The 13,999-nt window shown below is 55.6% G+C and carries 16 protein-coding genes; 3 read left to right on the top strand and 13 right to left on the bottom strand.

Going from position 1 to position 13,999, the window contains the following annotated elements:
• Nucleotides 1-169 precede the first annotated feature (169 nt).
• From hemN to ACTG2S_RS02670, 4 genes are all read right to left on the bottom strand, one after another.
• Nucleotides 170-1,543: an oxygen-independent coproporphyrinogen III oxidase gene (hemN, locus tag ACTG2S_RS02685; protein WP_439981941.1), complete on the bottom strand. Its 1,374-nt coding sequence runs from the start codon at nt 1,541-1,543 to the stop codon at nt 170-172.
• 31 nt (nt 1,544-1,574) lie between these two features.
• The gene (locus tag ACTG2S_RS02680) at nt 1,575-2,015 is read right to left on the bottom strand and encodes a DUF2489 domain-containing protein (protein WP_005339712.1); all 441 of its coding nucleotides are present in this window, start codon (nt 2,013-2,015) and stop codon (nt 1,575-1,577) included.
• An 11-nt stretch (nt 2,016-2,026) separates the two neighbouring features.
• Nucleotides 2,027-2,614 carry a Der GTPase-activating protein YihI gene (gene yihI, locus ACTG2S_RS02675; RefSeq protein WP_019445784.1) on the bottom strand — a complete coding sequence of 196 codons (588 nt, stop codon included), beginning with the start codon at nt 2,612-2,614 and terminating at the stop codon, nt 2,027-2,029.
• An 836-nt stretch (nt 2,615-3,450) separates the two neighbouring features.
• The gene (locus ACTG2S_RS02670) at nt 3,451-4,068 is read right to left on the bottom strand and encodes a c-type cytochrome (protein ID WP_005339710.1); all 618 of its coding nucleotides are present in this window, start codon (nt 4,066-4,068) and stop codon (nt 3,451-3,453) included.
• A 142-nt stretch (nt 4,069-4,210) separates the two neighbouring features.
• Between ACTG2S_RS02670 and yihA the strand changes: the two genes are divergently transcribed.
• Nucleotides 4,211-4,867: a ribosome biogenesis GTP-binding protein YihA/YsxC gene (gene yihA / locus ACTG2S_RS02665; RefSeq protein ID WP_026034975.1), complete on the top strand. Its 657-nt coding sequence runs from the start codon at nt 4,211-4,213 to the stop codon at nt 4,865-4,867.
• A 775-nt stretch (nt 4,868-5,642) separates the two neighbouring features.
• Here yihA and ACTG2S_RS02660 read toward each other — a convergent pair.
• The 9 genes from ACTG2S_RS02660 to ACTG2S_RS02620 all read right to left on the bottom strand — a co-directional run bounded on the left by ACTG2S_RS02660 (nt 5,643) and on the right by ACTG2S_RS02620 (nt 12,407).
• Nucleotides 5,643-5,903 carry a DUF1488 domain-containing protein gene (locus ACTG2S_RS02660; protein ID WP_019445781.1) on the bottom strand — a complete coding sequence of 87 codons (261 nt, stop codon included), beginning with the start codon at nt 5,901-5,903 and terminating at the stop codon, nt 5,643-5,645.
• A complete protein-coding gene (gene aroE, locus ACTG2S_RS02655; RefSeq protein ID WP_274160752.1) occupies nt 5,900-6,721 on the bottom strand; it encodes a shikimate dehydrogenase in 822 nt (273 codons plus the stop codon). The genes ACTG2S_RS02660 and aroE overlap by 4 nt, the downstream gene beginning before the upstream one ends.
• Before the next feature lie 103 nt (nt 6,722-6,824).
• Complete coding sequence (gene hemF / locus ACTG2S_RS02650) at nt 6,825-7,733, bottom strand: oxygen-dependent coproporphyrinogen oxidase (protein ID WP_274160751.1); 909 nt, start codon at nt 7,731-7,733, stop codon at nt 6,825-6,827.
• 112 nt (nt 7,734-7,845) lie between these two features.
• Nucleotides 7,846-8,406, bottom strand: a complete 561-nt coding sequence (locus ACTG2S_RS02645) for a Sua5/YciO/YrdC/YwlC family protein (protein ID WP_005356244.1) — start codon at nt 8,404-8,406, stop codon at nt 7,846-7,848.
• 135 nt (nt 8,407-8,541) lie between these two features.
• Nucleotides 8,542-9,045, bottom strand: coding sequence for a 5-(carboxyamino)imidazole ribonucleotide mutase (gene purE, locus ACTG2S_RS02640; protein ID WP_245097242.1), 504 nt, complete (start codon nt 9,043-9,045; stop codon nt 8,542-8,544).
• Nucleotides 9,046-9,119: 74 nt separating this feature from the next.
• Nucleotides 9,120-9,677 (bottom strand): DNA topoisomerase family protein, encoded by a 558-nt coding sequence (locus tag ACTG2S_RS02635; RefSeq protein WP_274160750.1) that lies wholly within the window; start codon nt 9,675-9,677, stop codon nt 9,120-9,122.
• A 55-nt stretch (nt 9,678-9,732) separates the two neighbouring features.
• Nucleotides 9,733-10,206: a DUF494 family protein gene (locus ACTG2S_RS02630; protein ID WP_005339699.1), complete on the bottom strand. Its 474-nt coding sequence runs from the start codon at nt 10,204-10,206 to the stop codon at nt 9,733-9,735.
• A complete protein-coding gene (gene dprA / locus ACTG2S_RS02625; protein ID WP_274160749.1) occupies nt 10,199-11,314 on the bottom strand; it encodes a DNA-processing protein DprA in 1,116 nt (371 codons plus the stop codon). The genes ACTG2S_RS02630 and dprA overlap by 8 nt, the downstream gene beginning before the upstream one ends.
• Nucleotide 11,315: 1 nt before the next feature.
• Nucleotides 11,316-12,407 (bottom strand): LysM peptidoglycan-binding domain-containing protein, encoded by a 1,092-nt coding sequence (locus ACTG2S_RS02620; protein ID WP_274160748.1) that lies wholly within the window; start codon nt 12,405-12,407, stop codon nt 11,316-11,318.
• A gap of 108 nt (nt 12,408-12,515) precedes the next feature.
• On the opposite strand from ACTG2S_RS02620, the gene def reads away from it, so the two are divergent.
• Both def and fmt read left to right on the top strand, forming a co-directional pair.
• Nucleotides 12,516-13,028 carry a peptide deformylase gene (def, locus tag ACTG2S_RS02615; RefSeq protein ID WP_005357510.1) on the top strand — a complete coding sequence of 171 codons (513 nt, stop codon included), beginning with the start codon at nt 12,516-12,518 and terminating at the stop codon, nt 13,026-13,028.
• Nucleotides 13,029-13,040: 12 nt separating this feature from the next.
• Nucleotides 13,041-13,985, top strand: a complete 945-nt coding sequence (gene fmt, locus ACTG2S_RS02610) for a methionyl-tRNA formyltransferase (RefSeq protein WP_201947328.1) — start codon at nt 13,041-13,043, stop codon at nt 13,983-13,985.
• Nucleotides 13,986-13,999: the final 14 nt, after the last annotated feature.

Here is a 13,999-nt window from a genome sequence, read left to right as displayed (position 1 = left end):
CCCCCATCTTTTTATCTGCATTTCACCGTCCCCTTGCTTGGCTCTCAATTGCTTGCCTCAGCGCAGAGACTTCTTACCAGAACCTTTCCGACCCGCTGCTTAAGCAAAAATACATATGAAAAGAGCGCCACGATGGCGCCCTTTTTTGTTTTCTAATCGGCAAACAAGCTTATATCACGCGAGAGAACTGCTGCTGGCGCGCCTTGTTGCGCAAGTACACGTCGAAACACATGCAGATATTGCGGATCAGCAGCTGCCCCGTGGAGGAGACCTCCAGACCATCCTCCGTCATACGCACCAATCCATCGTTGATGAAGGTCTGCAGCAGCTTGAGATCGTCGGCAAAATACTCTCTGAAATTGAGAGCGTGCGCCTGCTCGACAGACGCAAAGTTCAGACGGAAATCACAGATAAGCCGCTTGATCACCTCACGGCGGATCAGGTCATCCTGATTGAGCGAGCAGCCTTTCCACTGGGCATGACCCAGCTCTGCAACCTGTGCGTAATAGGTCTTGAGCTCTTTCTGGTTCTGGGAGTAGGCATCACCGATCATGCTGATGGAGGAGACCCCCAGCCCCAGCAGATCGCAATCACCTTGAGTGGTATAGCCCTGGAAGTTGCGGTGCAGCTTGCCCTCGCGCTGCGCGACCGCCAGTTCGTCATCGGGTTTGGCAAAATGGTCCATGCCGATGAACTGGTAACCCTGACCGGTGAGGAAGGCGATGGTGTCCTGCAGCATGGCCAGTTTCTCCTGCGGCGCAGGCATATCCACCTCTTTCAACTTGCGCTGGGCGGCAAAGCGGCTCGGCAGATGGGCATAGTTGAAGATGGAGAGGCGCGCCGGATCCGTCTTGAGCACCTCTTCCAGCGTATGGTGGAAAATGGCACGGTCCTGATGCGGCAGGCCATAGATAAGGTCGAGGTTGGTCGAGCGGAAACCCAGTTCTCTGGCCCGTTCCAACATGGCTTTAATAAAGTCGTTGTCCTGCTCGCGGTTGACCGCAACCTGTACATCCTTGTTGAAGTCCTGCACCCCAAGGCTGATGCGGTTGAAGCCGACATCTCGCAACACATCCAGCATGGTAATGGCAATCTCGCGCGGATCGACCTCGATGCTGAACTCCCCCTCTTCGGCGAATTGGAAGTGCTCACGCAGCATGGCCATCAGGCGGCGCGTTTGCGCTTCATCCAGATAGGTGGGTGTACCGCCACCCCAGTGCAGCTGGGTAACCATACGGTGCTTGAAGAGCGGGGCTTGCGCCTTGATCTCCTGCTCCAGGTAGTCGAGGTACTCGTCAGCCTTGTGCTGATGGCGGGTAATGACCTTGTTGCAGCCGCAGTAGTAGCAGAGCTTGTGACAGAAAGGGATGTGCACGTAGAGCGACAGATTGCGCTCGGGATACTGGCCGGCAGCGCGGACAAAATCCGGATAGCCGAAGCTCTCGTTGAACTCCAGCGCAGTGGGATAAGAGGTGTATCGCGGGCCACTGTAGTTATATTTTTCGATCAGGGCCTGATCCCACACAATCTGTTCTGCTTGCACGCTCGCTTCCTCTCTTGTTGTTATTGTTGGCTCACCGACCTAACTGAAAATCCTTCAGCTGGGCCACATCCTTGAGGATCTGAGCCTCCAGCTCGGCCTCGTAGCCGCTTCGTTCGAGATCCATCTTCATCACTTCATTGCGCTTGAGGGCACGTCTGGCCTCATGAGTCGGCATATCTTTCACCTTCTCATACAGCCCGTACAGACCCGGGAACTCGGCAACGAATGCTCGCCCCCCCTTGATCTGCAACGCATCCAGCAGATTGGTCAGCCGAATGGCGCCTTCGGAGTAATCGCACTGCCCCTCCTGCACCGCATGAGCAATGACCCGCACGCTCTCCAGAATTCGTTCATTGCGAGCGGTAATCGCCTGCCACTGCATCGCTTGCTGTCGTCTCAGCCTGGCCAGCAGCATGCCTGCATAGATGGCCAATCCTGACAAAATCAGGCCGCCCAACAGGGCGGCCAGCATCCATCCACTCATCACTTTTTCTTCGGCTCAGGCTTGGGTTCCGGCTTGAAATCGACCTGGTTGAAACGGTCCCACAACTCCTCTTCGGAGGCCGGTTTCTGCTCGTCGAACTCGGCGTCATCGCCATCATCAAACGGCAGCTCATCATCTTCATCATCGTCGTTGTCGATGATGCCCAGCTCATCCATCAGCTCCTGATAACGGTCGACACGCTGATCAACCCAAGCCTGCTCGGCCGCTTCCAGAGTTTCACCGGCATCAAGACGATCCAGCAAATCATTCAAGCGGTCATCGTTTTCGATGGAAGCCAGCTCCTGCTCGGGCGTCATCACCAGCTTCTTCTCTTTCACCGCCTTGGGTGCTGCCGGCTTCTTCTGTTTGTCATCCACCACCAGAACTACCGGCTTGCGGGAACCGATACGCGGATCTTTGGACTGGCTGTTGCCAGACTTGTTCTTCGGCTGTTCAACTTGCTGACGAGAACCAGCCTTCAGGCCCTTGCGCTTGGCAGCCCGTTTACGCTCACGGCCTTCCTGAGCACTGACATCAGATTCTTTGCGCTTGCCAGTAGGCTTGCGAGTGGGTTGTTTGGCAGACATGAATGGCTAACTCCGAAAATAACTGGTTTGACCCGTACCCGGGATGATCTCACCCGGTGGGATACGATGCGAGGAACAGTAAGGCTGGAACAAGAGCAGGATCCCGCACCAATCAGGCCCAATCAGGCCACTGAACACCGCAGGATCGGTATCCTCTGGGCATGTTGCTGGTATTTTGACACAGAATGGCTGATCGGGTTAATGACCCAAAAGAAAAAAGGCAGCCGAAGCTGCCTTGATATGTTCATGCGTGCGCCATCCTGAATGGCAAAACAATCTGTTTCGTCCTCTCCTTGACAACTTGTCGCCGCATCATATCGTTGTGTGGTCATCCTGACCTTATATTGGTCGTTCCTGAATGTGCGTGTGCCTGTTTGACCCGTCTCGACCGCATCCTGCCATCGTGCCGGGGAGTCTGCATCCCGCAACCCCATCCCGCTCCGGAGATGGTCACCATCCTGATCCTTCAATCCTTTGCCAGCTCATCCGAGCCCATGGCATCCCGCCACGCCAGCCATCCTCTGCTCACAACACCCTGTCGTGAAACCGCCACCCAATCCGTGGGTGAATCCATTAAGCCTACTGTACCAACTCTATAAAGCGGCTCAATCCACTCAAAACATTCTCAACATGTCGAAAAATATCAATACTTATATAATTCATTGATAAATAATGATTATTTAATATTTTATGCAATTTTATGAGCCTTGGCCTGCCTTGAGAATGGGAGATCTCTTACAGAACGGGGGGATTAAACCGAGAATTATCTGAAAGCCATAAAAATAACGGGGAGCCCAGGCTCCCCGTTTCAACTCAAATCGACCGTATCGACTATATCAGTGCAGACCCGCCACATATTTGGAGAGGGCTTCGATATCCTGATCAGTCAGTTTCTTGGCAACATCCCGCATCATGCCATTCGGATCGTTGTCACGCGTCCCGGCACGGAATGCGGTGAGCTGAGCCTTGATATAGGCAGGATGCTGGCCGGACAGGTTGGGATACTTCGCCTGTTCGACACCCGAGCCACGGGGACCATGGCAAGCCGTACAAGCTGCCAGACCGCGACTCATGTCACCACCCATATAGAGTGCCTTGCCCGCTTCGACCACGTCGTCAGGGACAGCGATAGGGGTAACCTTCAGGCTGGAGAAATAAGCCGCCAGGTCATCCATGTCCTGTTCCGACAAAGGTAACGCCATCGGCCCCATCACTGGCGCAACCCGGCCAATTTGACCAGAAGCGGCAGCCTTCAGTTCAACTAACTGCTTTTTGATATATGATGCGTGCTGACCAGCAATTTTGGGGTACATATCAACCAGGCTGTTTCCGTCCGGTCCATGACAAGCCGCACAAACGGCAGCCTTGGTCTGTCCCGCAGCGGCATCGCCCTTGGCTTGTGCCATCCCCGTTACGCCAACCATCAGAGCAAGAGTAATGACTAGGTTCTTCATGGCGTTCCAACTTTTCGTTATTAGGCTTCCAGATCCCATGCCGCTGAAGGCATGTTAAAATAAACGCGTTTAAGCGACGCTATTTTACACCATTTTACAAAAAAGTAACTCTATAACCCTCTATCTCCATGGGGAATTTACGTTGGATACACAAACTCTGAATTTCAATAAGGTGCATTTTGTGACCAGCGCACCCGACATCCGTCACCTGCCAAATGATGGGGGTGTCGAGATCGCGTTTGCCGGCCGTTCCAACGCCGGTAAGTCATCTGCATTGAACACCTTAACCAAACACAAGAACCTGGCGCGCACCAGTAAGACACCCGGTCGTACCCAGCTGATCAACCTGTTTGAGCTGGAACCGGGCAAGCGTCTGGTCGACTTGCCGGGTTATGGTTATGCGCAAGTTCCGCTCGAAATGAAGCTCAAGTGGCAAAAGTCACTAGCAGAGTATCTGCAGCGCCGTGAGTCATTGAAAGGTCTGGTGATCCTGATGGACATCCGCCACCCGCTCAAAGATACCGACATGAACATGCTGGAGTGGAGCTCGCACCGTCAGTTGCCCGTCATGCTGCTGCTGACCAAGGCTGACAAATTGAGCCCCGGCCCGCGCAACAACCAGGTGATCAAGGTGCGCCAGGCCGTTGCCAACCTCGGTTCCCAGATCCAGGTCGAAGCGTTCTCCTCCCTCACCAATATCGGTGTGGAGAAGCTGGCGCAAACCCTGACCGAATGGTACGTCAGTGGTGACGATACCGACCTGCTGGACGCTGATGAACAGCAACCTGCCGAGGAGTAATCTACTCCTCGCTCTCCTTGCAATTGGCGGAGCACTCCTCCGCTGATTGAAAGGGTTTCAGATTGCCGCTTTCACCTGCCTCACGACAAATACCCCGCATTCGCCTCCCCTGCTATATCCAATACTGCTTAAAGTTCATATAGATAGGTAGTTAATTCACAAAAATAATTAACTTAAGTAGGTGTTGATAGCGTTTTCAAGTTCGTTCTTTAAAAACGAACAAGAATTACAAAAAGAGACAAAAATGAAATTTAATTACAAAATCTAACTAGAAGGGATAAAAATGAGGCCGGACGACAGTGATGCCATCCAGCCTGAAATAATAAGTTCAAAAAATTGGGAAGAAGCTGAATCTTGAGTACCAGACGACAGGTATTCCTCAAGAAGCAGCCTCATTCTATCAAATGCATCGCCAATTTAAAGCATTTACTCTAAATGATGCGCATAAAAAAACACCCCGATGAGAACCTCATCGGGGCAGCTATTCAGCCACATTCAATTACGTGAAATAAAAGGTCTGAAAGATAGAACATCTTACCTCTGTACCCTACGCAGACAACTGTACAGCAAAGCAGCAGAAAGTGAAAGTAATTTATGTAATTTAGTTTCACAACTTACAGATTAAGAAAAAATCTTTTATTTTCATAAAGATAAAAAAATCCCCAGTACGAATACCGGGGAGTTATAAAGGTGACTAGCTAGCACTTCCTCAACTATCTAGTTAGTCAGCGCCATTTCAAAGTAGTTCCGCTACAAAACAAAAAAACTTTGAAAATCAGAGATAGATAGCGCCATCTTCAGCAAACTCTTGTTCTTCAATGAGTTTTTCAGCCATGTCTTCAATATCAAAACGTACACTTTCGAAGGCTCTGACGATGTCATCCTCCCTCGTCAGCGCCAGACCTGTCATTCTCTCCAGCCGCCGCTGACTGATGTAACAATCTATCAGCGCCCCCATCTGCTGGGCAGGAAAACGCACCCGCTGTTCGTCAGCCTGCCACTCCATCAGGTCGGGAAACAGAATACCCTGGTTCATATCACCCCCAAGTTGCGCTTCAACTCTCTCAATACCTGTTTAGTCCCGGGACGAATTCCGCGCCACACGGTAAACGCTTCGGCGGCCTGCTCCACCAGCATGCCGAGTCCATCCATGGTTTGACGGGCCCCATGCTGTTTGGCCCAACTGATAAACGCCGTATCCGAGGCGCCATACATCATGTCGTAGATGGCAATATCAGTGTGGATCAGGGCAGGGACCAACGGCGGCAGCTCCCCTTGCAGGCTGGCGGAGGTAGAGTTGATGACGAGATCGAATGGCCCTGCCAACTGCTCATAGGTCTGGGCAGTCACAGGCCCCAGATCGTGGAATTCGGCAGCCAACTGTTGCGCTTTTGTGTGGGTGCGGTTGGCGATCACCAGCTCGCTCGGCAACTCAGCCAGCAGCGGCGCCAATGCACCGCGAGCCGCGCCACCGGCCCCCAGCAGCAGGATCCGGCTATCCGCCAGCGTCACACCATGGGACTTGAGATCGGCGACCAATCCGGCGCCATCGGTATTATCCCCCAGCAACACGCCATCATCGGTCAGCTTGATGGTATTGACCGCGCCCGCCCGCTTGGCCCTCGGGCTCAAGCAATCGACCAGAGTGAATGCCTGCTCCTTGAAGGGAACGGTGACATTGCATCCCTTTCCCCCTTGGTCAAAGAAGGTGCGCAGGGCTTGGGCAAACTCGTCGACGGCGGGTTCAGCCAGCCCATACTCCAGCTCTTGCTGGGTTTGTCTGGCAAACAGGGTGTGAATGAAGGGGGACTTGCTGTGGCGCACCGGGTGGCCAAAAACCAGATAACGATCCATCAAAGAGTTCCATCAGAGGGCAATATTCCGATTTAACGGGTTTTCGCACTCGGGAACAAGCCGAATAACGGCCAGTAAAAAGGGACCATCATGGTCCCTCGAGTCACAGCCACTCTCGCGGCGTGAGGTAATCGGTGTAGAGCAAGGCTTCAGGAGTGCCCGCCTCCGGCTGCCAGTCATACTCCCAACGTGCCAGCGGTGGCATCGACATCAGGATCGACTCGGTACGTCCGCCGGTCTGCAGCCCGAACAGGGTGCCACGGTCATACACCAGATTGAACTCCACATAACGACCGCGACGATAGAGCTGGAACTCCCGCTCCCGCTCGCCATAGGGCAGGGCCTTGCGTCGTTCAATGATCGGCAGGTAGGCATCGAGATAACCTCGACCTACCGCCTGCATAAAGGCAAAGCAGTCGGCAAAAGGCCAGCGATTCAGATCGTCGAAGAAGAGACCGCCCACCCCTCGCGTCTCGTTGCGGTGCTTGAGGAAGAAGTAGCGATCGCACCAGGATTTGAACTCGGGGTAGATCTCATCACCAAAGGGCTGGCAGAGATCATGGGAGACCTGATGCCAGTGCTGGACATCCTCGGCAAACGGGTAGAACGGCGTCAAATCGAAGCCACCGCCAAACCACCAAATTGGCTCTTCACCCTCTTTCTCGGCAATGAAGAAACGGACGTTGGCGTGGCTGGTCGGCACATAGGGGTTGTGCGGATGGATCACCAGCGACACGCCCATAGCCTCGAACTTGCGACCGGCCAACTCGGGCCGATGGGCTGTAGCAGAGGCAGGCATGGCATCGCCATAGACATGGGAGAAGTTGACGCCCCCCTGCTCGATCACCGCGCCGTGGCGCAGCACACGGGTGCGACCACCGCCACCGCCTTCACGGCTCCAGGCATCTTCCACAAAGAGTCCACTGCCGTCGGCCTGCTCCAGACCACGGCAGATCTCGTCCTGCAACTGCAACAGGAAGGCCTTGACCTGGGCCACATCCGGTTTGCTCATCTTGTCTCCAGTCAGGCAGGATCGTGAACGCCCTGTCCATTTTTATAGTTAAATCAATCCGGTGAGCTCACCACTCAGCAGATTGATAGCAAATCATGACGTATCCGCCAGCTCAGGAGGGGCGGATAATGGCGCCGGTTCGGGCGTCCTTGATCTCGGAGGGGTTAGCTTGACCACCCACTTCACCGGGCAGGATATAGGCCAACTTGCTTGCCAGCCGCTCACCAATATCGGCCACCCGACGGGCAGGCTCCTCACCGGTCAGGTTGGCGCTGGTAGAGACCAGCGGCTTGCCAAAGGCACGGCACAACGCCTGCACCTGAGGATGAGCCGTCACGCGCACCGCGAGGGTCTCGAACTGCCCGGTCAGCCAGGCCGGCGTCGTTGCACGGGCAGGCATGATCCAGGTAAAGGGGCCGGGCCAGCTGGCTTCAACCCGAGCCAGTTGTTCACCACTAAGTTGGCTCAGATCGATGTAATCCTGCAATTGCTCTACGTCGGCAGCAATCAGGATCAACCCCTTCTCAACCGGACGCTGCTTGATGGCCAGCAGCCGCTGCACCGCCACTTCGGAGTCGGGATCACATCCCAGACCAAACACGGCCTCGGTCGCATAAGCAATCACCCCTTCCTGCTGGAGGGCGGCAACCGCCTGTTCAAATTCATTTGGCATAGGAAAAATGCGGCAGCCTGGCTGCCGCCTCGTCACTTAGTAGCAAGTTGAATCCGTATGGCGGCGACCATGGCAAAGTGACGTGTTGCTGTTGCACAGGAAAAATACGACACATCCGGATCGCCACCTATTCACTTACTTGAGTTGAGCCTGCAGGGCGGCATCCTTGGCAATCACCTCTTCGGCATTCTTCTGGCGTTCGGCCCGAACCTTGGCCGCCAGTTCATCATCGGCTACTGCCAGCATCTGGGCTGCCAGATAACCTGCGTTCTTGGCACCGGCTTTGCCGATCGCCACGGTCGCTACCGGTACACCACCCGGCATCTGCACGGTGGAGAGCAACGCATCCAGCCCTTTGAGCGGACCACCGTCGATGGGCACCCCGATCACGGGACGAGTCGTGATGCCAGCAACGGCACCCGCCAGATGCGCCGCCAGACCGGCAGCACAGATAAAGACCTTGCAGCCACGGGCCTCGGCATCGGTCACATATTGATGGGTCGCAGCCGGCGTGCGGTGCGCGGAGGTGACTTTGACTTCCACTGCGATATCAAATGACTTGAGCACCTCGAGGGTGGTTTGCATCACGGGGAAATCAGAATCAGAGCCCATCAATACGGCAACAAAGGGTTTATTCATGGTGGGAATTTCCTTACTCCAAGTGGGGGGTTGAAGTTCACCGAAAACGTTTCAATCCGGTTGCGGCGGCGGGATTATACCTGCTCACTTTGGTGGCCGCATTTCTTTTGCGGACAGACCCAACGCAGAGCTCCCCTCACTTTTTTCTCTACCATGATGCCCCAACCACACGCGGGACAAGGCATGGGGATCGGCTTGTCGTTCACCACATATTTGCAGTGTGGATAGCCATCACAGGAGTAAAACTGCTTGCCGTAGCGGGAGGTGCGGCTCACCAGATGACCCTTACCGCACTCGGGGCAGAGGATCTGGGTATCGTCACTCTCCTGCAGGGATTCGATGTGCTGACAGGCCGGATACTGGGTACAACCGACAAAGAGACCGTAACGCCCCTTCTTGATCGCCAACGGCTCTCCGCAATCGGGACAGGCAGAGCCTTCGAGCACCTTTTCGATGTCGCGGCCGGATGGCGTCAGGGAGCGGATGTAATCACAGGCAGGATAGGCAGAACAGCCGAGAAAGGGGCCATGTTTGCCCTGGCGGATCACCAGCTCGGCCCCGCACTGCGGGCACGGCTCGCGTTCGAAGGCATGTTCGTGGGCTGAAAAGAGGTGATGATCGATTTTTGACATGGGCCGCGCCTTGAAATCCAGATGGCCTGAATTCTACCAGCGCGGCACCGGACTGTCAGTGAATGACGCCGTCTGACTCATCAAACACCAGCTCTTCCATCTGCTGGTAGGCATTTTCACTGCCCGGTACGTTGAACAGCACCATCATGACGACCCACTTCAGGTCATCCAGCTCGATATCCGGCTTGTCCAGTTCGAGCAGACGCTCGATACAGATCTCGCGGGTTTCGGCATTCAGCACCTGGGCCTGTTCCAGAAAGAGCAGGAAGCCGCGGCACTCGGTGCTGAGGCGTGCCAGCTCTTGCGGAGCATAGATACGCATCGAGCCTTGGGCGCTGGCGGTGACATAGACCTCCCGCTCGCTATCGTGCAGATTAGCCAGTCGCTCCAGCCAGTCGAGTGCCTTGTCGATCTCTTCTTTATCGAAACCGGCCCGGCTCAACTCGTCGGTGAGCTCATCCTGCTCGACCATCACATCTGCATCGCTGTGGATGTAGGTCTCGAAAAGGTACATCAATACATCAAACATGATTCGCCCTCCTCGCTCTGACGTATCCACCGGCTACCGCCATCACTGCACCGGCCAGCTCCAGCTCTACCAACCTGCCCAATACCACTTCGACAGGAAGCTGGGCCCGCTCGGCAACGGTATCCACGCTCGTGGTCTCATAATCTACGTTATCCAACAAATCGGCATAAGGCAATTCGCTATTATGCGGTTGCTCAGATGGTATGACCGACGGATGTGGCCGTGCGATCCACTCTGGCAGCTCTTCCACTATATCGGCCGCACTCAACACAAGTTTGGCCCCCTGCTGAATTAATCTGTTGCACCCTATCGCCTGGGCGTTTTGCGGGGCACCGGGTACCGCAAACACTTCGCGCCCCTGTTCAAGTGCATAGCGGGCGGTGATCAGCGAACCGCTCTGCTCGGTCGCCTCCACCACCAGAGTTCCCAGCGACAGACCACTGATAATACGGTTGCGACGAGGAAAATGTTCAGCCAGCGGTCCTTTATCCGGCGCCAGCTCGGAGATAAGCAAACCACCGCTCTCCAGAATCTGACCTGCCAGCCCCTGATGGCGTTTGGGGTAGAGACAATCCAGCCCGGAACCCAATACGGCAAGGGTGATACCACCACAAGCCAGCGCTTGCTGATGGCAAACACCATCGATACCAAGCGCAAGGCCCGAGGTGATAGCTAACCCGCATCCAACCAGCTCGCTACAGAGGCGGGAGGCATTATCTTTGCCTGCATAGGTAGGATGGCGTGTCCCCACCATTGCCAGCTGGGGTCGCGATAGCGCAGCAAGATCGCCACGACAGTAGAGCAACAGGGGTGCCGCGGGAATCTCCCGCAACAAGGGTGGATAAATCGGGTGATCTTGCGGAATAAGGAGATTGTCAGGCAAAGCGGCCCAAGCCAGGCTCTGCTCAACCACAGGCGAGGGCCAGCGCAGTTGTTTGATCTGCTCTGACGACAGCCCCATACCATGCAGTTGCGCTTCATCGCTCTGAAACAGGGCCTCAATACTTCCCCCAGCCCGTTCCAACAGACGTGCAGCGGTCACCGGACCAATACCGGTGACCGCATCGAGAGTTAGCCAGAGCGCCAGACGCGCGTCGGGGTAGTTCACGTCAGAAGTGAGTGACCTGATAGCCCGCACTCACCATGTCGTTACTCTGCATGATGAGACCGTAACTCAGCTTGTCATACACCTTGAACAACATGACACGGGCAATCGCTTCAGAGGGCAATGGTGCCTTCTTGTTGCTGCTGTAAAACACCCGGTTAAAAACCGACGAGAGCTCCTTGTACTGTACATCGCCATTCTTGGTTACCAGAGCAGCACCGGGCCGTCTGACATCCAGTACATCCCCGGCGACCAGTTGATCGCGGCCACCCCGGTTGATCAGCACCACATCAAACTTGCCACCGCCCCGGGTCTTGTTCGGCAAATCGATGATATAGCCCGGCGTGATGGCAGGTGCCGCTTTCGGTGTGAAGACGGCGGGCATGTTTTCCTGAGCCGGCAGCGGCATCACCTTGTCGCCCTGCAGCACTTCGCGCTGGTTATGAGTCAGAGTCACCTCAGTCCGATCGCCATCAAGACGCGCCACGGCCCGCACCACACCGGCAAAGATCGCCTCCTGGCCCAGCAGTTCACCGGTTTCGCGATCCTTGTAGACCACTCCGGGGTGATAAATGCCATAAACCTGCCCCGGCGTCAGGGAGCCCTGCACATAGAGGGTGTCCCCCTCCAGCATGCCGATATGCTTCTGATCCGACCCCAGCAGATAGGGCAAGGTTTTCTGCTGCTGGCTGTCTGCCAGAATATGGTCAGTTTGCAGGAAGGGGCCTATCTCGCTGATAGGCAGGGTCGGAATGGGGTTGGCTTTGTTCTCGTAACGGGTTTTCGGGCCGAGATGGATAACTTGCTTGCCCCCCTGCATCGCCTTGCCGAGCCGGGGTTCACCATTGACCCAGCTCAGATGCAGTACATCACCGGGGTAGATCCAGTGAGGATTGGCAATCTGCGGATTGATGTTCCAGAGACGGGGCCAGAGCCAGGGTTCGGAAAGATACTTGCCGGAGATATCCCACAGGGTGTCGCCTTTTTGCACTACATAACTTTCGGGGTAACCCGCTTTCAGCCTGAGCTGATCGGCCAATGCTGCCTGACTCACGGTCACCAGCAGGCAGGCGAGGATGGTTTGCTTCAGATACATAACACTCCCTGTTACCTCTGTACGCAAAGTGTTGCTGTTTTTTGTCGGCGTAAATGACTAGAATTACGCCAATATTGACTGCATTTATACGAAACTAAAGAAAAAACTATGGCCATTCTAGATGTATTGCGTTTTCCCGATGAGCGCCTGCGCACCGTTGCAGCCCCTGTCGAGACCTTTACACCCGAGTTACAACAGATTGTAGATGATATGTTCGAAACCATGTACGCGGAGGAAGGCATTGGCCTGGCCGCGACTCAGGTCGACATTCACCAGCGCATCATAGTGATCGATGTCTCTGAAAACCGTGAAGATCCTCTGGTATTGATCAATCCGGAGGTCATCGAGCAGTGCGGCAGCACCGGCATTGAAGAGGGTTGCCTCTCCGTGCCCGGCAGCCGTGCTCTGGTGCCTCGCGCTGAACAGATCAAAATCCGCGCCCTGGATCGCAACGGCAAGCCATTCGAGCTGGAAGCCGACGATCTGCTCGCCATTTGCATCCAGCATGAGATGGATCATCTGGTCGGCAAGCTGTTTGTGGATTACTTGTCCCCGCTCAAGCGCCAGCGCATTCGCCAGAAGCTGGAAAAGATGGCCCGTGAAGATCGCAAAGTCCTCTGAGGATCTGCCCCATTGAATAAGCTGAAACTGATTTTTGCCGGTACTCCCGACTTCGCCGCCCGTCATCTGGCGGCGTTGTTGTCTTCCGACCACGAGGTCGTTGCCGTTTATACCCAGCCTGACAAGCCCGCTGGCCGTGGCCAGAAGCTCACCGCCAGCCCGGTCAAAGAGCTGGCACTGGCCCACAACCTGCCGGTTTACCAACCTGCCTCTCTGCGCAAGGAAGAGGCGCAAGCCGAGCTTGCTGCACTGGGTGCCGACCTGATGGTGGTGGTTGCCTATGGCCTGATCCTGCCCAAGGTGGTACTCGATACCCCGCGGCTGGGCTGCATCAACGTCCATGGCTCCCTGCTGCCCCGCTGGCGCGGTGCCGCACCGATCCAGCGCTCTATCTGGGCGGGCGATGCCGAAACCGGCGTCACCATCATGCAGATGGATGTGGGACTGGATACCGGCGCCATGATCCGCAAGGTAAGCTGCCCCATCACCGCCGACGAGACCTCCGCCAGCCTCTATGACAAGCTGGCCGAGCTGGGCCCGCAGGCACTGGTCGACACCATCAATGCCATGGCCGCCGGTGAAACCGCTGCCGAAGCGCAAGATGATGCGCTGGCCAACTACGCCGAAAAGCTCTCCAAGGAAGAGGCCCGTATCGACTGGTCGATGGAGGCTGCTGCCATCGAACGCTGCATCCGCTCGTTCAACCCCTGGCCCATCAGCTGGTTTGAAGTGGCTGACCAGACCGTCAAGGTATGGCAAGCCGCCGTCATTGACAGTGACCACGGCCAACCCGCCGGCACCCTGCTCAAGGCCGACAAGCAGGGGATCGATATCGCTACCGGCAAAGGGGTACTGCGCCTGCTGACCCTGCAACCGCCCGGCAAGAAGGCGATGTCCGTTTCGGATCTGCTCAACTCTCGCCGCGACTGGTTTGAACCCGGCACGCAATTGAATTGAACTGGATTGAATTG

It is taken from the genome of Aeromonas sp. 82P (genome assembly GCF_051919365.1).
GTDB classification, from domain to species: domain Bacteria; phylum Pseudomonadota; class Gammaproteobacteria; order Enterobacterales; family Aeromonadaceae; genus Aeromonas; species Aeromonas veronii.
The sequence above is the reverse complement of the archived record's forward strand: the minus strand, read 5'-3'. Positions and strand labels throughout refer to the sequence as shown.